Raw genomic sequence first — 17,346 nt, forward strand, 5'->3', positions numbered from 1 at the left:
ATGGGCACCTTGCTGGCCGGCGACATCGGCGGCACCAAGACACTGCTGGCCCTCTACAGCAGCGGTCCGGGCGGGCTCGTGCAATCCCATGCCCAGCGCTACTCCTCCGCCGACTGGGACGACTTCGCCGCTCTGCTGAACCACTTCCTGGGCGAAGCGGAACAGCGGCACCCTGACCTGGGCCGACCCCGGGTGGCCTGTCTGGCCATCGCCGGCCCCGTGCAGGCCGGGAGGGTGAAGCTGACCAACCTGCCCTGGGACCTGGAGGAAACGGCCCTGGCCAGCAGCACGGGCCTCGAGCGGCTGGAACTGGTGAACGATTTCGCCGTGCTCATCTACGGGCTGCCCCATCTGGAGACCCACCAGCAGGCCGACCTGAGGGTGGGTCAGGCGGTGTTGGGGGCGCCGGTGGCCATCCTCGGCGCGGGAACCGGTCTGGGGGTGGCGATCGGAGCCCAGGGCCCCGGCGGACTGATTGCCCTGGCCAGCGAGGCGGGCCACGCCGACTTCGCCGCCCGCACACCCCAGGAATGGGATCTGAAGCAGTGGCTGCAGGCCGATCTCGGCCTTGAGAGGCTCTCGATTGAGCGCATCGTCAGTGGCACCGGCCTCGGCCATGTGTTCCGCTGGTTTGTGGCCACAGGGCAGCTCCAGGGCCGCCATCCCCTGGCTCCCACCGATCCCGACCTCCAACCCGCCGATCTGCCGGCGGCGGTGGCGGCCGCCGCCGGCCATGGTGATCCCCTCGCCGGCGCCGCCTTGGAGCTCTGGTTGGGGGCCTACGGAGCAGTGGCCGGTGATCTGGCCCTGCAGAGCCTCTGCCGAGGCGGCCTCTGGCTGGGGGCGGCACCGCCGGCAAATTGCTGAGCCAGCTGCGTTCAGCGGCCTTCTTTGCGCCCTTTCAGGCCAAGGGCCGTCTGGGCACGGTGTTGGAGGCGATCCCCGTCAAGGCCCTGATCGATTCGGAGGCAGGGCTGTTCAGCGCCGCCTGCCGGGCGCGAGCACTGCTGGGGTGAGCCGCTGGCGCACCCATGGGTTGGGCCCGGCGGGTGGGACACTGTGCCGAACAGAACACAGGTCATGACCCGGCCCCAGATCGGCCAGGGGGTTGTGGTGGATGTACCGGCCACCACCGCGAACCTCGGGCCCGGATTCGATTGTCTCGGCGCCGCCCTTGATCTCAACAACCACTTCGAGCTGCGCTGCATCGAAGGAGATGGTGAACACTTCGACCTGATCATCGAAGGCAGCGAAGGATCCCACCTCCGCGGCGGCCCTGACAACCTCGTCTACCGCTCAGCCCAGCGGGTCTGGAAGGAGGCGGGTGAAAAGCCCGTGGCGATCGAAGCACGGGTGCGCCTGGGGGTGCCACCGGCCCGGGGCCTGGGCAGCAGCGCCACGGCGATCGTGGCCGGCCTGATGGGCGCCAATGCCCTGGTGGGGGAACCCTTGAGCAAGGAAAAGCTGCTGGAGCTGGCGATCGACATCGAGGGCCACCCGGACAACGTGGTGCCCTCCCTGCTCGGGGGCCTGTGCATGACCGCCAAGGCCGCTTCGCACCGCTGGCGGGTGGTGCGCTGCGAGTGGTCGGAGCAGGTGATCGCGGTGGTGGCCATCCCCACGATCCGGCTCTCCACCAGCGAGGCCCGGCGGGTGATGCCCAAGCTGATCACAGTCGCCGATGCGGTCACCAATCTGGGGTCGCTCACGCTGCTTCTCCAGGGCCTGCGCACGGGCAACGGCGACCTGATCGCCGACGGCATGCACGACAAGCTGCACGAGCCCTACCGCTGGGGATTGATCCAGGGGGCCGCCAGGTGCGCGAGGCGGCGATCAAGGCCGGGGCCTGGGGCTGTGTGATCAGCGGCGCCGGCCCCAGTCTTCTGGCCCTGGCCCCCGCAGCAGCGCCGAGAGTGTCAGCCGGGCCATGGTGCGGACCTGGGAGAGCGAAGGCGTGGCGTCGCGGGGCTCGGTGCTGGCGTTGCAGCAGGAGGGAAGCCGCTGGCACAACCTCCCCGATCGCCCCTGAGCAGGTGTATCTGAGTACAACTACCTAACTGATACATTCAGTGCCCAGTTGCCGGCCCACCCGGCTAAAACCAACCCTTCCGCAGCCCTGAATGGACGCCAATCTGCCCCTGTCGGCCGCGTCCAGCCTCTCTGGAGAAGCGTTTCCCTGGCTCAGCCTGATTGCCCTGCTGCCGGCGGCGGGTGCCCTGCTGATGCCCTTCCTGCCGGGCGATGGCACCGACCCCCGCGGCCCCCGCACCCTTGCCCTGGGGGTGCTGCTGGCCGATCTGCTGCTGATGCTGTGGGTCTTCAGCCAGCAGTTCGACGGCGCTCTCAGCGGCCTGCAACTGGTGGAACGGGTGCCCTGGGTGCCCCTGCTGGGCCTGGAATGGTCCCTGGCGGCCGATGGACTTTCCACTCCTCTGGTGGTCCTCAGTGGTCTGGTCACCCTGCTGGCCGTGGCCGCCAGTTGGAACATCAACCGCAAGACCCAGCTCTACTTCGGTCTGCTCTTGCTCCAGGCCTCAGCGCAGTCGCTGGTGTTCCTCTCCCAGGACTTTCTGCTCTTTTTCCTGGCCTGGGAACTGGAGTTGGTGCCGGTGTACCTGCTGATCGCCATCTGGGGCGGCCAGGCGCGCCAGTACGCCGCCACCAAATTCATCCTCTACACGGCCACGGCATCACTGCTGATCCTGATCAGCGGCCTGGCCCTCGCCCTGGGCGGAGACAGCTACACCCTCAACATGCAGGAGCTCAGCCAGCGCTCCTACGCCGGCAGTTTCGGCCTTCTCTGTTATCTGGGATTCCTGGTGGGCTTCGGTGTGAAACTGCCGATCTTCCCCTGCACACCTGGCTGCCCGATGCCCACGGTGAGGCCAATGCGCCGGTGTCGATGTTGCTGGCCGGGGTGCTGCTGAAGATGGGCGGCTATGCCCTGCTGCGCTTCAACGTGCAGATGCTGCCCGACGCCCACCTGCAACTGGCGCCGGCCCTGATCGTGCTGGGGATCGTCAACATCGTCTACGGGGCCCTCAACGCCTTCGCCCAGGACAACGTCAAACGAAGGATCGCCTGCAGTTCGGTGAGCCACATGGGCTTCGTGCTGCTCGGGATCGGAGCGGTGGACAGCCTCGGGATGAGTGGAGCGATGCTGCAGATGATCAGCCACGGACTGATCGCCGCCGCGATGTTCTTCGTGACCGGGGTCTTCTACGAGCGCACCAAGACCCTCTCGATTCCCAACATGGGCGGCCTGGCCAAGGTGCTGCCGATCACCTTCGCCTTCTTCCTGACCAGTTCCCTGGCCTCCCTGGCGCTGCCGGGCATGAGTGGGTTCATCAGTGAAATCACGGTGTTCCTGGGCATCACCAGCAACGCCGATTTCACCACCGGATTCCGTGTGATCACCGTTCTGTTGGCGGCGATCGGCCTGGTGCTCACCCCGATCTATCTGCTCTCGATGTGCCGGCGGGTGTTCTTCGGCCCCAGGATTCCTGCCCTGGCGGTGGTCGGTGACATGAGGCCCCGGGAACTGGTGATCGGCCTGAGCCTGCTGGTGCCCACCCTGGTGATCGGCTTCTGGCCCCGGGTGGCGATCGACATCTACGAGGCCACCACCACGGCCCTCTCCTGGGAGCTGGCCAACCACGCCCAGATCGCCCTCGGCCGGATCTCCACCCTGGGCTGAACCGCATCGGGCGTTGAAGCTCCGCTGAAATGGAGTGAATCCGGTCGTTGCTTCCCCGGCACCCGACCAGCCCGATGCTTGCAGCGATGACATCCCGTTCCGAAGTCCCCATTCCCGGCGCCGCCTCTGGGGCGACCACTGCCCCGTTGCTGAAAAGCCACGGACTTCCCGACTTCAGTGCCATCACCGCCACCCAGGTGAATGAGGGCATTCCCCTGCTGCTGGAGGCTCTTGAAGCCGATCTCACCGCCCTGGAGGAGAGCCTCGACACCCGGATGGAGGGCCAGGAGCCCCTGGATTGGCACGACGTGTTCGATCCACTCCATCGCATCGGTGAACGGCTGCGCTGGAGCTGGGGGGTCGTCAGCCACCTCAATGGGGTCTGCAACTCCAGCGAACTGCGGGACGCGCACCAGCGCCAGCAGCCGGCTGTGGTGCGCTTCGGCAACCGTCTGGGCCAGAGCCGGGCCATCTACCTGGCCCTGGCGCTGCTCAAACTTCAAGACAGCGAAGAACCCCTCGATGGCACCCGGCGTCGCATCCTGGAGGCGGAACTGCGGGACATGCGCCTGCGCGGCGTGGGGCTCAAGGGCGAAGAGCAGGAGGCGTTCAATGCGGCCAACCAGGAGCTGGCGGAACTCTCCACCCGCTTCGGCAATCAGCTGCTGGATGCCACCAACGGCTGGTCGCTCACCCTGCGCACCCCTGAGGAGGTGGAGGGCCTGCCCGCCAGCCTTCTGGAGCTGCTGGCCCAGGCCGCCCGCGAGGCCGGTGGCACCGCTGGAGACGGCAGCGAGGCCACGGCCGAGGCCGGCCCCTGGCGCCTCGGGCTGGACTTCCCACGCTTCGGTCCTTTTCTCAAATACAGCCGCCGGCGCGACCTGCGCGAGCAGGCCTACAAGGCCCATGTGAGCCGGGCCGCCAGCGGCGAGCACGACAACAGCCCCGTGCTCGAGCGAATTCTGGAGCTGCGTCAACTCCAGGCCCAGCGCCTGGGTTACGCCAACTGGGCCGAAGTAAGCCTGGCCTCGAAGATGGCCGACTCGGAGGCGTCCGTGGAGGCGCTACTGGAACAGCTGCGGGTCGCGGCCCTGCCGGTGGCCACGGTTGAGCTCAAGGCCCTCGCAGACCTGGCGGCCGCCGAAGGTGCGCCGGAGGCCAGCGATCTCAAGCCCTGGGATGTGAGCCACTGGGCCGAGAGGCTGCGTCAGCGCAGCTTCGATCTCGACAGCGAAGCGCTGCGGCCCTGGTTCCCGCTGCCCCGGGTGCTCGATGGGCTGTTTTCCCTCTGCGGCAGGCTGTTCGGCCTCCAGATCGAGGCCGCCGATGGCGAGGCCCCGATCTGGCATGGCGATGTGCGCTACTTCCGGGTCAGCGATGCGGCCACGAACACGCCCCTGGCGGCCTTCTACCTGGATCCCTACAGCCGGCCCGGCAGCAAGCGGGGCGGCGCCTGGATGGACGATTGCCTGGGGCGCTCGCTCGCCCCGGATGGCACGCCGGTGCTGCCGGTGGCCTACCTGATCTGCAACCAGAGCCCGCCGGTGGGAGACACCCCCAGCCTGATGACCTTCGAGGAGGTGGAGACCCTCTTCCACGAGTTCGGCCATGGGCTGCAGCACATGCTCACCACCGTCGAGCGGCCCCAGGCGGCGGGCATCAACAACGTGGAATGGGATGCGGTCGAGCTGCCCAGCCAGTTCATGGAGAACTGGTGCTACGACCGCGCCACCCTGCTGGGCATGGCCCGCCATTGGCAAACGGGTGAGCCCCTGCCGGAAGACGTCTTCCGCAAGCTCAAGGCCGCCCGCACCTTCATGGGTGGTTGCGCCACCCTGCGCCAGGTGTTCTTTGCCCTCACCGACCTGCGGCTGCACAGCCAGTGGCAGAGCGGCAGCGGCCGCAGCCCCGAGGATCTGCGTCGCGAGATCGCCCTCAGCTCCACGGTGCTGCCGCTGATCCCGGAAGACGCCAGTCTCTGCTCCTTCGGCCACATCTTCGCCGGGGGCTATGCCGCCGGCTACTACTCCTACAAGTGGGCCGAGGTGCTCAGCGCCGATGCCTTCAGCGCTTTCGAGGAGCTGGGCCTGGAGAACGACGACCAGATGCGCGCCACCGGACGACGGTTCCGCGAGACGGTGCTCAGCCTCGGTGGCAGCCGCCATCCCTCGGAGGTCTTCGCCGATTTCAGGGGCCGTGAGCCCAACCCTGAGGCGCTGATCCGCCATTCGGGGCTGCTGGCGACCGCCTGACACCTGTTCAGGGGCTTGACCAGGAGATCCTGCTCAGGGCTCCAGCAGGGCCCTGGTCAGGATCATCACGGCGGACTCCCCACGCACCAGGTTGCGGTGGTTCCAGATCGGCAGGGGATAGGCCTTGCCCACGGGCAACCGCGCCGAGCGACCCGGCACCACCATGTGATCCGTGACGCAGTAGTAGCTGCGGCAGTCGATGCCGGCGAGGGCCGAGGGATCGTCGCCGAGGCGGCGCATCAGCGGGCTGCCCAGCTTCAGATCGGCGATGCCGGCCATCAACCAGGTGGGGCAGAGCTGGGCCGTGAGGGTGCCCTGCTGGGGGCTGCCCACGCTGATGAAGCGACGGGTGCGGGAGGCCCCACCCAGCAGCTGGATCCAGCTGCGGGCAATCACTCCCCCATCGAGAACCCCAGCAGGTCCACAGGCTGCTCGGCACCAAAGGCGGCTTCAATCGCCTGGCCAAGGGTCTCGGCCAGCTCCAGGATCGGGGTGGCCCCGAGCCGGTGGAGCAGGTGGGGCATCAACAGGGGATCCCTTCGACCATTGAGGCTTTCCACCAGCTGGCGGAAAAGTTGCGGCGAATCCCAGAGGCCGTGCACCAGCACCAGCGGTGGAGCCGCCGATCCGGGCGCAGCAGGCTCCATCAGCGCACCACCCGGCGGAAGCGCTCCACCGCCACCCTGCCATCGAAACCACTCACCGGAGCGCGGCACTTGATCACCTGCACCCGCAGGGGCTGGCGGGCCGTAGAGCCGCTCCAGCTCATCCAACGCCCGCTCAGCGAAGTGCTCCAGGGTGAGGCAGCGCAGAGCGGCCGCCAGGGCCTGGAGCGCCGCGATGGCCTGGGCGTAGTCGTAGCTGAGCGAAAGATCGTCGCTGCCGCCAGCGGCGGCCAGGTCCGCCCAGAGGCTGAACTCCAGCTCAAACCACTGACCCAGCTGCCGCTCGGCCTCCAGCACCCCCACATGGGCCCACAGCCGCAGACCACGAACGTGAATGGCATCCGGCTCCGGGCGCTCGGCGTTCACAGGGGCAGGGGCCGGTGGCTGTAGGAGCGGCCACCGCTCCCATAGTCAGCGGCAATCTGGCCGTGGCCCCTGAGCCGGTAGCGGTAGGTGACCAGGCCTTCGAGGCCCACGGGCCCCCGGGGCGGCAGGGTCTGGGTGCTGATGCCCACCTCGGCGCCGAAGCCGTAACGAAAGCCATCGGCAAAGCGGGTGGAGCAGTTGTGATAGACCCCGGCGCTGTCGACGCTGGCCAGAAAACGCTCGGCCCGCTCGGGGTCGCGGGTGCAGATGGCGTCGGTGTGGCGGGAGCCGTGGCAGGCGATGTGGGCCAGGGCCGCTTCCAGGCTGTCCACCACCTTCACCGCAAGGATGAGTTCACCGTATTCGCTGTCCCAGTCAGCGTCGGTCGCCGCCAGGGGCACACCGGCGGCCCTGGCTTCGTCGTCACCCCGCAGCTCCACCCCCGCGGCATGGAGGGCCTCGATGGCCACGGGAAGAAAGATGGCTGCGGCCTGCCGGTGCACCAGCAGGGTCTCGATCGCGTTGCAGGCCGCCGGGTAGTGGGTCTTGCTGTCCACGGCGATGCGCACCGCCGACGCCACGTCCACCTCCCGATCGACGTAGAGGTGACAGATGCCGTCGGCATGGCCCAGCACCGGGATGCGGGTGTGGTCCTGGATGAAACGCACCAGGGCATTGGAGCCCCGGGGGATGATCAGATCGACCAGGCCATCGAGCTTGAGCAGCCCGAGGCTCTCCTCCCTCGAGGTGAGCAGCTCGAGCACCTCCGGCGCCACGGCGCTGGCGGCCAGCCCCTTGCGCAGGGCGCCATGGATCGCCCGGCAACTGGCGTTGGCCTCGCGGCCCCCCTTGAGGATGGCGCCGTTGCCGGAGCGCACGGCCAACGAAGCGATCTGAATCACCGCATCGGGCCGGGCCTCGAAGATCACCCCCACCACCCCTAGGGGCACGGTGACCCGTTCCAGCTCCAGGCCGGTGTCGAGTTCAGTGTGCAGCTGGCGGCGCCCCACCGGATCGGCCAGCTCCGCCACCTGACGCACCCCTTCGATGGCGGTCGCAAGTTTGGGGCCATCCAGCTTGAGGCGGGCCACCAGGGCGGGCACCAGCCCCTCGGCAGCGGCCGCCTCCAGGTCGCGGCGGTTGGCGGCCACGATCGCTTCGGCATCGGCCGCCAGGGCTTCCGCCATGGCCAGCACCGCCGTGCGGCGCTGCTGCCCATCAAGGCGCCCCAGCGCCATGGCGGAACGCCGCACGGCGGCGGCACGCTGCAGCAGTTCAGGGGTGGGATCCGGAACGCTCAAGGCCAGCCAGGTCGTGCGGCATGCATCATCCCAAGCCACCGGGCCCGAAGCGCTCGAGCGCCAGCCAGGCGGCTCCCAGCCGGCCGGCGCCGTTGCCAAGGGCACAGGGCTCAAGGCGCAGACCCTCCCGGCTGACCGCCAGCACCCGTTGCTCCACCTCGGCCCACACCGCCGGCAGGAAATGGCGGCTGGCCCCGCTCAGGCCACCCCCAGCAGCACCAGCTCCGGGGTGAGCACGTAAAGCAGGGAACTCAGGCCTATGCCCAGAAAGCGTCCGTAGCGGCGCCAGACCTCCAGGGCCTCAGGATCACCGGCTTCGGCGCGGCGATCGAGTTCCTCGGGATCCAGGGGGCTGAGGCGGCCCAGCCCAGCGATGCTGCAGAACTGCTCTAGGGAGCCCCGGTTGCCACTCCGGCAGGGGGACCTTCGGGATCGACCCCGATCAGTCCAGGCTCGGCCGCCGCCCCGTTGGGACCGGTGAACAGCTTGCCCTCAATCAACACGCCACCGCCCACGCCCGTCCCGAGGGTGAGCAGCAACACGTTGGCCTCACCGCGGGCGGCACCCTGCCAGGCCTCCCCCAGCAGGGCGCAGTTCGCGTCATTGGCCAGGGTGACCCGCCGCCCCAGGCGGGGCTCCAGCCAGGCCGCCAGCGGCACCTCCCGCCAACCTTCGAGATTGATCGCGATCCGCGACACCCGGCCGCCCCGGTCGGTGGGTCCCGGCAGGCCGATGCCCACCCAGGGGGCCAGACGATCGGGATCGAGCTGCTCCACCCCTGCGGCGATCGCCATGGACACGGCCCCGGGCATGGCCGGCTGGGGGGTGGGCAGCTCCAACTCCGCCACGGTCCGACCTGAGCCATCGAAACGGCCGAACTTGATCGCCGTTCCTCCGAGATCGACGCCGATCAGCTGGGGCAGGGGGCGGGGGATGGAAACCGGCAAGGGAGCCACTCAGAAGCGCAGGAAGAGCTGCAGCTGGCTCTTCCAGCGTCCCTGGCTGTCGAGCGATCCCTGCAGACCGAACTTGTCGCTGGCCTGGTAGCGCAGGGTCACCTGGGGGGCACATCGCTGCGGTTCGGGGCGGCCAGCACCGAGAAGTTGAAACGCTCGCTGAGGTCGAGGCCAATCTCGGAGCCCAGCACCAGCTGGGAGGGCACCCGCCTGGAGCGGTTGCTGGCCAGGGGCCCGTCCACATTAGGAGCAACATAGGTGGGGTAGAGGGCAAAACTCACCCGTTGGCCGAGGGCATCGGTCAAGGTGCCCACGACCGGTGAGAGCAGGGATTGACCCAGCACCGTGGCGAGGGCGGCACCGGCATTGCCTCCGGTGAGGCCCGCCAGGGAGTTGCCGCCGATCAGGGCCACGAGGCGTTCACGCGAGAGCGGCGGCGTGCTGCGCAGTTCGATCGATTCGCCCAGACGATCGGCCGGACCGCTCACTTTTACTACCACCTTCACCAGATTGAGCTGGTCAAGGGCGGAGTCGGTGCGGTTCTGGTTGAAGTCGTAGATGGAAGAGTTGCCGACACCACCGACCGCGGAACCGAGGCTGTCGGAGACGCGGGTGCGCAGGGCCACGTCGAGGTAGGGGATCAGGCCGAGTGACGGCGTGAACACGGCCACGTTCGGAGCATCGGGATCGAGGCTGAAGTTGGTGGTGAACAGCCCAAGCCTTCCGCTCTTGAGCCGCACGACGCCGGTGGCCCGCAGGGAGGCATCCACCGGCCCGTTGAGGGTGAGCAGACCGGCGGTGTTGAAGTTGAGCACATTGGGCACCACCACACGCAGGTCGGGGCCGAACCGCAGCCTCAGCCGATCGAGCCGCAGGAAGGGAAGGTCGGGAACGTTCGCGCTCACGGCCTCCGAGCCGGCGCTCGGCACCTCAGGGCCCAACAGCACCAAGGGTTGCTGGAAGTTCCAGCTCTCCTCGAGCAATTGACTGACACTCACCGGCCGCACCGCCGGGGCGCCCTCCAGCGCTGAGCCGGCGCGCATGGCTCCAGGATCAGGCTTCTCAGGAACAGTTGTGGCCAACTGGCCGGGGCGGATGTTCACCGTGCCCTTGCTCAGCTGGATCTCGCCGCTGAACACGGGCCTCAGCAGGCTGCCCCCCAGCAGCACTTCGCCATCGGCCAGGGCCGTGATCCGAGGCTGGCTGAAGCGCGCCTGGCGCAACTTGATCGTCAGCGGTTTCGGCTGCTCTTCAGGCTCGAACAGGCTGAGTCTGCCGGCGGCCGTGAGGCTGCCTTGGTCCCCCAGCCGCGCCTGAAGCTGCTCAACGTCCAGCGCCTGGAAATCAAACAGCACCGTGGCCTGCAGGTCGCGCACCTCCTGGTCAACCAACTTGAGCTCACCGTTCTGGATGCGCAGAAAGCCATTGGCCACGGGTTTGAGCAGGCTGCCCCGCACGAGCAACTGCAGATCGCCGCTGCCTTTGCGCCACACCAGACCATTCCCCCCAGGGCGGTCAGGAAGGTCAGGCCATCCCCCCTGCTGGCCAGGCGCAACTGCAGCCCCTCGGCCGTGGGATCGAGCGGAACACGGCCGCTCAGATCAATGCTGTTGCGCGCCTCGCCGACATGGAACGAGAGATCGCCGCTCAAGCCACCGCTCGCCAGCCGCAGCTCCCCACGGGTGAGATTGAGGGGCTCATCGCGGTAACGGGCGTTCTCCAGAGCGAGCGCGAGCTCCAGGCTGGGGGCACCGCCCCCCAGTCGATAGCGACCCTTCAGGCTGAGCCCACCGCGCAGCTCTCCAGGCACTGGGGTGGCGAGCACCAGCAGGCTGAGGGGCAGATGCTCGAGGCTGAAGCGGCCAGGACCCTCCGCCAGGGGACCCTCCAGCCTTGCCACGAAGGGCTCCAGGCCAAGGGCCACGTCCTGGTCAGCCCCATCAAGCCAGAGGTGCCCCTTGGCGGCCAGATCAAGGTTGAGCCGCTGAATCGACGGGCCCGCGATGGTGAGATCCGCATCCACCAGGCCCTTGAGTGGCTTCAGGTTGCCAGTCCGCGGCCGTCCACCGAGCCGCTGCTCGACCGTGGCGAGCCGTTGCTTGGCCAGGTCGAGGGCCAGCAGCTGGTCCGCGACCGTGCCGCCGAAGGTGTCGATCATCAGGTCACCCAGATCGCTGGCGCGGCCCCGGTCGGGCTCAGGTTGACCGCGCCAGAGGGGCCAGGCGGAGGCCAGTTGCTCAAAGAAGGGGCCCGACAGCTGGCGGCCCTCGAAACGGCTCCAGAGGCTGCCGCCCCGCTCACCTCGGATCCGCACGGCCACCTGGCCTCCCCCTGGGGCAGGGCCTGGCCGGTGAGGTTGTAATGGCGATCGTGGAAGCGGCCCGTGGCCGTGAGCTGCTTGAGGGCCAGGCCGGCCACCGATGGGGACGTCACCCGGGCCTTGCCCTCGATCAGCAGCGGCTGAAGCTCCAGCACTCCCTTCCCCGCCAGGAGGCCGCCCAGGGGCTGGAGGCGTCCCCTGGCGCCGAGGGCCAGGTGGAGCCCGTCGAGGGGGAAGTCCCTGGAGTCCCAGTTGTAACGGCGGGGGCTGCCCTGAAAACGCAGGCGTCCGCGACCACGAACCAGCTGCGCCTCCTTGGGCAGCCAGCGGGGATCCAACAGGGCTGCGATCCTGGCCTCTCCCCCGGACCCCACCTGGGTCAGGGCCAGGTCGCCGCCACCGCCGGTTCGGGCCTTGAGTGTGCCGGCCCAGGTCTGCCAGACCCGCAGGGGGCCGGCGCCGGGCGATTCCACCCTCAGGGCCAGATCCGGGCGTAACTGGTTCAGGGGGCCGCGCAGGTGACCGAAGGCCTGCAGCTCACCCATGAGGTGGGTGCCGAGCAACGGGCTGAGTCGGGCCAGGGCATAGCGCAGATCCAGCGCCAGATCCGCCTCCCCCATACGCAGCCCCCCTGAGGCGGGGTGCCTCCCGGCGGGGCGGGCGGTCGCCCCCAGCTCAGGGGCATGGTTCCGTGGGCACGCAGGCCAGCACCGGTCAAATCCTTGAGCGTGAGCAGGCCGCCGCTCCAGGCCAGGTCGAAGGCGACTCGATCCAGCAGCGGCGTGCGCGGATGCACCAGCTCGGCCCGCAGCCGGGGCTGATCCCAGCGGCCGCTGGCCGTGGCCACACCCGTCACAGGGGCACCCGTGCCCAAGAGGGTTGGGCCCCAGGCCGTGCGCCGCCAGAGATCGGGCGTCAGGGCCAGCTGCTGGGTGCGCAGGTCGAGCTTGGGCAGAATCTCCCCCGGACCCGAGCCGTGGCGTCGCCGGAGCGCACCCGCAGGTCGCGCAGGGCCAGCCGGAAGCCCCGGCGGCCATCGAGATCGAGCTTGGCCTGCAGCTGAATCGGATCAGGGGCCAGCGACCGCGCCGCCGGTGGAGCCTGAACGGCCTCAAGGTTGGCGCTGGGGTGCCGCCAGGGTCCGGCCAGGTCCACCGTGCCCCGCCAGCTGCCCAGCCGCCAGGGGGCGCGCGCCATCGCAAGGGTGGTCCCGGAGCAGCTCAGGTCCACCCGACCCGCCTGCAGGACCTCCGGCGCCAGCGACGGCGGGCGCAGGGCGAGATCATCGAAGCGGACCTGGCCGGTGCAGCGGGGCGCCAGCCCACGACCACTGAGCCGCAGCTCCCCACCCACCTGGCCACGGACGGTGCTCGTGAGTCGACGCACCTGCGGCCAGGGCAACAAACGAGAGAGGGTGCCAGGGCGAGCCGCTGGAAACGCAGTCGAGCCCGCCAGTCGCGGTTCGCCCAGGAGCCAGCGCCGACGAACTGCAGCACGCCCCGATCGGCCAGGCCGGCGTTGCCGCTCAGCTTGAGGCGGCGCCGATGCAGGTTGAGATCCAACCGAGCCGCCAGGCTCGCGGGCACACCGGCGGGCTCGACGCGCACGCTGGCGGGCTCAGCCACGGCGATCGACAGGGCCAGTCGCGGGGGGATCCTGTTGGCTCCTGGGGGCCAAGCACCCAGTACTGACCACGGGCATTGCGCCGCATCTGGGCCGAGGCGCCCTCCAGGCGCAGGGCCAGCACCGGAACCCCCTGGCGCAGGCTCTCGAGGGGCATCAGGCGGACGATCAACCGCTGGACAAGGACACTGGAGCCGTCCTTGGGTCCAGGAAGGAAGCGGCTTGGACCAACCTCAAAGCCCCAGGGTCGGAGACCCTCGTAGGGGCCCAGGACGAGGGGATGACCCATGGCCCGGCTGACCGGACGCTCGATCCGCGGGCGCCAGAGCTCGTAGAGGCCAGAGGCCAGATGATCGGCGCCCCACCAGGCCCCGGCGAGCCCCAAGAGCCCGATGGCAAGGGGAACGAGGTGGCGACGGGGGCCCCGGTTCGCAACGCCCCCAGGCGATCCATCCCTCTCTAACCCCATCGACCCGTGGCTGTCACCGTCTGGGGCGGGCGCAATATAAAGGGCTCAATCCGCAGCGCCAGACCCCATGACCGCCGACCCACTGCTGCTCAGCGCCGGCCGATGGCTCGGGGTCGCCGGGGGGTTCTGGCGCTGGTCACCGTGGTGTCCTTTGTTGCCCGTTGGGGGACCCGCTTCCGCCTGGTGGGGATCACCAGCTTCACCCTGCTGCTGGCGTTCTCCTGCGCGGCCTTCGCGATCAGCTACAGCCCGCGCGTTGTGGTGCCCGGGGCCGTGACCGTACCGATCGTGTTTGACAACGGCACCGATCTGGTGGTGGCGGCGGCCCCGTACCAACTGGAGGCCGAAGCCATTGCCCCTACCGTCGAGCAGGTGGCACGGAACCTGCGCGGGAACGCCCGCAACACCGGCAGCGGCCAGGTGCGGGTGCGCCTGCGCCGGATCGAAGCGCTGGAGCCGGGTCTCAGCCGGCCGGTGGTGCTCGCCGAGGCCGTGCGCACCCTGGCCGACGGCACAGTGGAGGTGACCGTCAGCGCCCCTGGAGCCTGAGACAACCCCGAGAGCGATGCTGGAGCTACCGGCCCATTTCCGCGCTGAAGTGCTGCGACTCCAGGCCGATGGCCTCGATGACTGGGCCAGCTTGGCGGGCCTGAGTGACGGCCAGCTCAGGGCGCTGGCGGCCTCCGGCGCCGCCTCGGAACAACGGCTCCGCCGCCTGCGCGGTCAGGCCAGGCTGGTGGTGGAGCTTGAGTTGGCCCCCGCGGAGGCGGCGCTGCTGCTGCACGGGGGCATCGCCAGTGGCCAGGCCCTGGCCGAGGCAACACCGGAGCGACTGCTGCTGCAACTGGGGCGCCTGGAGCGAAGCCTGCTCGGCCCTGGTGTGAACCGGATCGACCAGGCCACCGTGCAGGGCTGGATCCAGCGGGCCCGCCGGGTCACCGGTCGCCCGGGGAACTGACCCTGGCCCCCACGGAGGCGGCAGCGGCGACACTCAAATGGAGTTGTGAGCTTGGGAGGAGGTCCGATGCCAACCGTCACCACCCCCGCACAGGGTCATTCATCTCTTCTGGGTTTGATGCTCCGACGAACGGGTTGGCTTGGTCTGTGGGCCCTCTCGGCCAGCCTCGCCCTGCCGGCACTGGCCGCTTCCACCCCTGCTGGAATCGGTGAAACAGAACCCCCAGATCGCACGCAACCTCTGCGGCGAGCTGAGGGGCCTCAACGCCAAGGGCGTGTCGGCCACCTCGCCCCAGGCGGTCGCCCTGGTGGCCAGCCGCCAAGGCCTCAATTCCACGGACGCCGAAATCCTCACCACCTATGTGGTCGGTCTCCACTGCCCCGACGTGCGCTGAGTGGAGGTCGAGGCCGTCGAGGAGCGGCTGATCTGCCCGGACGGGATTGAGCTGGTCGCGCGCGTCTGGAAGCCCAGCGCGCCGGGATCCTGGCCCGTGTTGCTGATGCGCCAGCCCTACGGCCGGGCGATCGCCTCCACCCCCACCTACGCCCACCCCCACTGGTATGCGTCCCAGGGCTACGCGGTGGTGGTGCAGGACGTGCGTGGCTGCGGCGATTCGGGCGGCAGATTCCGGGGCTTTGCCCAGGAGGCCTTCGACAGCAGCTGGACCCTGGCCTGGGCCCGCACGCTGCCCTACGCCAACGGGCGTTTGGGCTGCTACGGCTTCTCCTACCAGGGGCTGACCCAGCTGCTCGGCAACGACGCAGCCGAGCAGCCCGACTGTCTGGCCCCGGCCATGGCGGGGCTCGATGAGCGCCTGCACTGGGCCTGCAGTGGTGGGGCTCACCGCTGGGCCCTTGGCCTGGGCTGGGGCCTGCAGCTGGCGGCCGAGCGCTGCCGGCGGCGCGCTGATGCCGAGGGCTGGCGGGAGATCCGCCGCAGCCTGGAGTCGAAACGTTTCCTGGTGGAGGGCCTGGCCCTGCTCGAGCGCCTGGATCCAGAGTCGATGGTGCTGGGCTGGTTCCGCCACAACCCTCATCAGAGCGAAGGTTGGACGCTGCACCGCCCCCAGCTGGGCTGATGCGGCGGCCGATGCTGCTGGCCGGCGGCTGGCACGATCCCTTCCTCGATGGGGTGCTCGATCTCCATGGCCGCTCCCTCCTTGAGGGGGCGCGCCGTTGCTGCGCCTCGGCCCCTGGACCCACCTCGACTGGGGTGGCGGCATCGACCCGTTGCAGCTGGCCTTCTTTGATCACCACCTGCGCGATCGTCCCGCCCCCAGCGAACCCCGGGAGTGGCTGTTCGATTCAGGCACCGGCCACTGGCTGGAGCGATCGCCCCAGCAGTGCCATGGCGGGCCGTGGGGACTGAGTTCCTGTGGCCTGGCTGCCATCGACCCGGAGGAAGGACGCCTGGTGCTTCCAGGAGAAGGTGGCGGCGAGGTCTGCTTCGTGCACGACCCCTGGCGCCCAAGGCCCGCCGAGGGGGGCATCTGGGCCTGGACGCCGGGCCTCTGGACCGCCGGCACCTGGACCGCCGTAGCGATGGGGCCTGCTTCACCAGCGCACCGCTGGCGGCCGCGCTGGAGCTGCTGGGCCGCCCGGTGCTGGAGCTGGAGCTCGAAGCTGACCAGCCTGGTTTCGACCTCTGCGGAGCCCTCTCCGTTCTGCGCGGCGGCAGCGGGGCGGTGGAGCAACTCTCCACCGGCGTAGCCCGATTCCTGGGCACTGATTGCCTGCGTCGCCAGCGGCGCCGGCTGGAGCTCCAACCCCTGCTGGCCACCCTGGCGGCCGGCGATCGGCTGCGGCTGTCGCTGGCGGCCGCCGCCTGGCCCCAGATCAGCGTGAACCCCGGCACGGGTGCCTGGCCGCTGGGCGCCTGCGGTCCCGATCACCGGGTGATCACCCTGCAGCTCCAGCTCGATTCAGCCCTGCTGGCCCTCGAGCCGATGGCCTCGGGCACACTGGCCCCACTCGTTACGACCCCGCCGTGATCCGACCCGCCCAGTTGATGCGTCCCGCCCTGGCCCTGGCCCTGGGCTTGAGCCTGGGCGGCGGGGCGGCGCTGCTTTCCCTGGCGGCTCCAGCGGCCGCCCAGGGCGGGCCATCGGCCCTGGGGGTGGCGGAGTCCCGCTCTCGGGCCGAAACCTTGCTGGAGGCCCTGCGCCAGCGCAATGGCCAACGCCTCTTCGCCAGCCTTGCCCCGGAGGTGCGCCGATTCACCACCGCCCAGGCGGTGCAGGCACGGATCGACCAGCTGGCCCCGTTCCAGAGCGCTCGGGTGCTGGAGGTGGAAAGCGGCGCTGATGACAGCACGATCAAAGCCGAGCTGATCGCCGGAGAGCAGCGCCGGCCGCTGACCCTGGTGATCGATCCCATGGGGCAGTTGATCGCCTGGCGCTTCGACAGCTCCCAATTGCCGATCGAAAGCCTGGCCAGGAACTTCGTGGCGGAGGTAGCCGCCGGGCAGGTGCTGACCGCCCGCAGCCGACTCTCCCTGCGTCTGCAGGAGGAGTTGCCCCCAGCCACGATCACCGCCCGCTGGCAGGGACTGGAGCGACGGGTGGGCGCCTTCAAGGACATCAAAGGCACCGTGGTGGCCCACGCGGGCGGTGAGCAGCAATTGGTGCTGGTCACGACCCGCTTTGCCCGGCTCACCGACAACCTGTTCGTGATCTTCGACGACAGGAACCGAATCGTGGGGATTGATTTCCCGAACGACGCCCGGTGAGGCGGCACTAGG

At 69.4% G+C, this 17,346-nt stretch carries 17 protein-coding genes and 4 pseudogenes; 11 read left to right on the forward strand and 10 right to left on the reverse strand.

Translation table 11 applies throughout. The features are described from left to right. From glk to AAF143_RS12895, 4 genes and pseudogenes are all read left to right on the forward strand, one after another. Positions 1-1,016: pseudogene (glk, locus tag AAF143_RS12880) on the forward strand (glucokinase). A gap of 64 nt (positions 1,017-1,080) precedes the next feature. Then, positions 1,081-2,029, forward strand: a pseudogene (thrB, locus tag AAF143_RS12885) (homoserine kinase). Between the two features lie 277 nt (positions 2,030-2,306). Next, positions 2,307-3,697, forward strand: a pseudogene (locus tag AAF143_RS12890) (NAD(P)H-quinone oxidoreductase subunit 4). An 86-nt stretch (positions 3,698-3,783) separates the two neighbouring features. Then, positions 3,784-5,949, forward strand: coding sequence for a M3 family metallopeptidase (locus AAF143_RS12895; RefSeq protein WP_255005929.1), 2,166 nt, complete (start codon positions 3,784-3,786; stop codon positions 5,947-5,949). Between the two features lie 33 nt (positions 5,950-5,982). On the opposite strand, the gene AAF143_RS12900 is transcribed toward AAF143_RS12895, so the two are convergent. The 10 genes and pseudogenes from AAF143_RS12900 to AAF143_RS12945 form a co-directional block, all read right to left on the reverse strand. Next, positions 5,983-6,345, reverse strand: a complete 363-nt coding sequence (locus tag AAF143_RS12900; RefSeq protein WP_414027139.1) for a hypothetical protein — start codon at positions 6,343-6,345, stop codon at positions 5,983-5,985. Next, the gene (locus AAF143_RS12905) at positions 6,342-6,980 is read right to left on the reverse strand and encodes a dihydroneopterin aldolase (RefSeq protein ID WP_414027140.1); all 639 of its coding nucleotides are present in this window, start codon (positions 6,978-6,980) and stop codon (positions 6,342-6,344) included. The genes AAF143_RS12900 and AAF143_RS12905 overlap by 4 nt, the downstream gene beginning before the upstream one ends. Next, positions 6,977-8,218 (reverse strand): glutamate-5-semialdehyde dehydrogenase, encoded by a 1,242-nt coding sequence (locus tag AAF143_RS12910; protein ID WP_255007102.1) that lies wholly within the window; start codon positions 8,216-8,218, stop codon positions 6,977-6,979. The genes AAF143_RS12905 and AAF143_RS12910 overlap by 4 nt, the downstream gene beginning before the upstream one ends. 88 nt (positions 8,219-8,306) lie before the next feature. After that, positions 8,307-9,216, reverse strand: a pseudogene (locus AAF143_RS12915) (ROK family protein). A gap of 119 nt (positions 9,217-9,335) precedes the next feature. After that, the gene (locus AAF143_RS12920) at positions 9,336-10,571 is read right to left on the reverse strand and encodes a translocation/assembly module TamB domain-containing protein (protein WP_414027501.1); all 1,236 of its coding nucleotides are present in this window, start codon (positions 10,569-10,571) and stop codon (positions 9,336-9,338) included. Further along, positions 10,469-11,395 (reverse strand): hypothetical protein, encoded by a 927-nt coding sequence (locus AAF143_RS12925; protein WP_414027141.1) that lies wholly within the window; start codon positions 11,393-11,395, stop codon positions 10,469-10,471. Before AAF143_RS12925 ends, AAF143_RS12920 begins: the two co-directional genes overlap by 103 nt. Further along, positions 11,395-12,177, reverse strand: a complete 783-nt coding sequence (locus tag AAF143_RS12930) for a hypothetical protein (RefSeq protein WP_414027142.1) — start codon at positions 12,175-12,177, stop codon at positions 11,395-11,397. Before AAF143_RS12930 ends, AAF143_RS12925 begins: the two co-directional genes overlap by 1 nt. Next, the gene (locus AAF143_RS12935; RefSeq protein WP_414027143.1) at positions 12,060-12,431 is read right to left on the reverse strand and encodes a hypothetical protein; all 372 of its coding nucleotides are present in this window, start codon (positions 12,429-12,431) and stop codon (positions 12,060-12,062) included. The genes AAF143_RS12930 and AAF143_RS12935 overlap by 118 nt, the downstream gene beginning before the upstream one ends. Positions 12,432-12,472: 41 nt before the next feature. After that, on the reverse strand, positions 12,473-12,943 hold the full coding sequence (locus AAF143_RS12940) for a hypothetical protein (RefSeq protein ID WP_414027144.1): 471 nt from the start codon (positions 12,941-12,943) through the stop codon (positions 12,473-12,475). Between the two features lie 139 nt (positions 12,944-13,082). Next, positions 13,083-13,565: a hypothetical protein gene (locus AAF143_RS12945; protein ID WP_414027145.1), complete on the reverse strand. Its 483-nt coding sequence runs from the start codon at positions 13,563-13,565 to the stop codon at positions 13,083-13,085. Positions 13,566-13,751: 186 nt separating this feature from the next. Between AAF143_RS12945 and AAF143_RS12950 the strand changes: the two genes are divergently transcribed. The 7 genes from AAF143_RS12950 (at position 13,752) to AAF143_RS12980 (ending at position 17,334) form a co-directional block, all read left to right on the forward strand. Continuing rightward, positions 13,752-14,198, forward strand: coding sequence for a DUF2518 family protein (locus AAF143_RS12950; protein ID WP_414027146.1), 447 nt, complete (start codon positions 13,752-13,754; stop codon positions 14,196-14,198). 16 nt (positions 14,199-14,214) lie between these two features. Next, positions 14,215-14,607, forward strand: a complete 393-nt coding sequence (locus AAF143_RS12955) for a DUF4332 domain-containing protein (RefSeq protein WP_255005961.1) — start codon at positions 14,215-14,217, stop codon at positions 14,605-14,607. Positions 14,608-14,815: 208 nt separating this feature from the next. Beyond that, positions 14,816-15,001 carry a hypothetical protein gene (locus AAF143_RS12960; protein ID WP_414027147.1) on the forward strand — a complete coding sequence of 62 codons (186 nt, stop codon included), beginning with the start codon at positions 14,816-14,818 and terminating at the stop codon, positions 14,999-15,001. Beyond that, complete coding sequence (locus tag AAF143_RS12965) at positions 15,002-15,685, forward strand: CocE/NonD family hydrolase (RefSeq protein WP_414027148.1); 684 nt, start codon at positions 15,002-15,004, stop codon at positions 15,683-15,685. After that, a complete protein-coding gene (locus AAF143_RS12970) occupies positions 15,685-15,975 on the forward strand; it encodes a hypothetical protein (RefSeq protein ID WP_414027149.1) in 291 nt (96 codons plus the stop codon). The genes AAF143_RS12965 and AAF143_RS12970 overlap by 1 nt, the downstream gene beginning before the upstream one ends. Next, complete coding sequence (locus tag AAF143_RS12975) at positions 15,965-16,597, forward strand: CocE/NonD family hydrolase C-terminal non-catalytic domain-containing protein (protein ID WP_414027150.1); 633 nt, start codon at positions 15,965-15,967, stop codon at positions 16,595-16,597. Before AAF143_RS12970 ends, AAF143_RS12975 begins: the two co-directional genes overlap by 11 nt. Then, positions 16,594-17,334 carry a DUF3887 domain-containing protein gene (locus tag AAF143_RS12980; protein ID WP_255005971.1) on the forward strand — a complete coding sequence of 247 codons (741 nt, stop codon included), beginning with the start codon at positions 16,594-16,596 and terminating at the stop codon, positions 17,332-17,334. The genes AAF143_RS12975 and AAF143_RS12980 overlap by 4 nt, the downstream gene beginning before the upstream one ends. Positions 17,335-17,346: the final 12 nt, after the last annotated feature.

This window comes from Cyanobium sp. ATX-6F1, assembly GCF_047395825.1.
Taxonomy (GTDB): Bacteria; Cyanobacteriota; Cyanobacteriia; order PCC-6307; family Cyanobiaceae; genus ATX-6F1.

What these genes read in the sequence shown, in the direction of transcription:
- AAF143_RS12955 (WP_255005961.1), top strand. Translation starts at nt 14,215, where the DNA reads ATGCTGGAGCTACCGGCCCATTTCCGCGCTGAAGTGCTGCGACTCCAG.
- AAF143_RS12930 (WP_414027142.1), bottom strand. Translation starts at nt 12,177, where the DNA reads ATGGGGGAGGCGGATCTGGCGCTGGATCTGCGCTATGCCCTGGCCCGA.
- AAF143_RS12925 (WP_414027141.1), bottom strand. Translation starts at nt 11,395, where the DNA reads ATGATCGACACCTTCGGCGGCACGGTCGCGGACCAGCTGCTGGCCCTC.
- AAF143_RS12950 (WP_414027146.1), top strand. Translation starts at nt 13,752, where the DNA reads ATGGCTCGGGGTCGCCGGGGGGTTCTGGCGCTGGTCACCGTGGTGTCC.
- AAF143_RS12895 (WP_255005929.1), top strand. Translation starts at nt 3,784, where the DNA reads ATGACATCCCGTTCCGAAGTCCCCATTCCCGGCGCCGCCTCTGGGGCG.
- AAF143_RS12910 (WP_255007102.1), bottom strand. Translation starts at nt 8,218, where the DNA reads ATGGCGCTGGGGCGCCTTGATGGGCAGCAGCGCCGCACGGCGGTGCTG.
- AAF143_RS12970 (WP_414027149.1), top strand. Translation starts at nt 15,685, where the DNA reads ATGCGGCGGCCGATGCTGCTGGCCGGCGGCTGGCACGATCCCTTCCTC.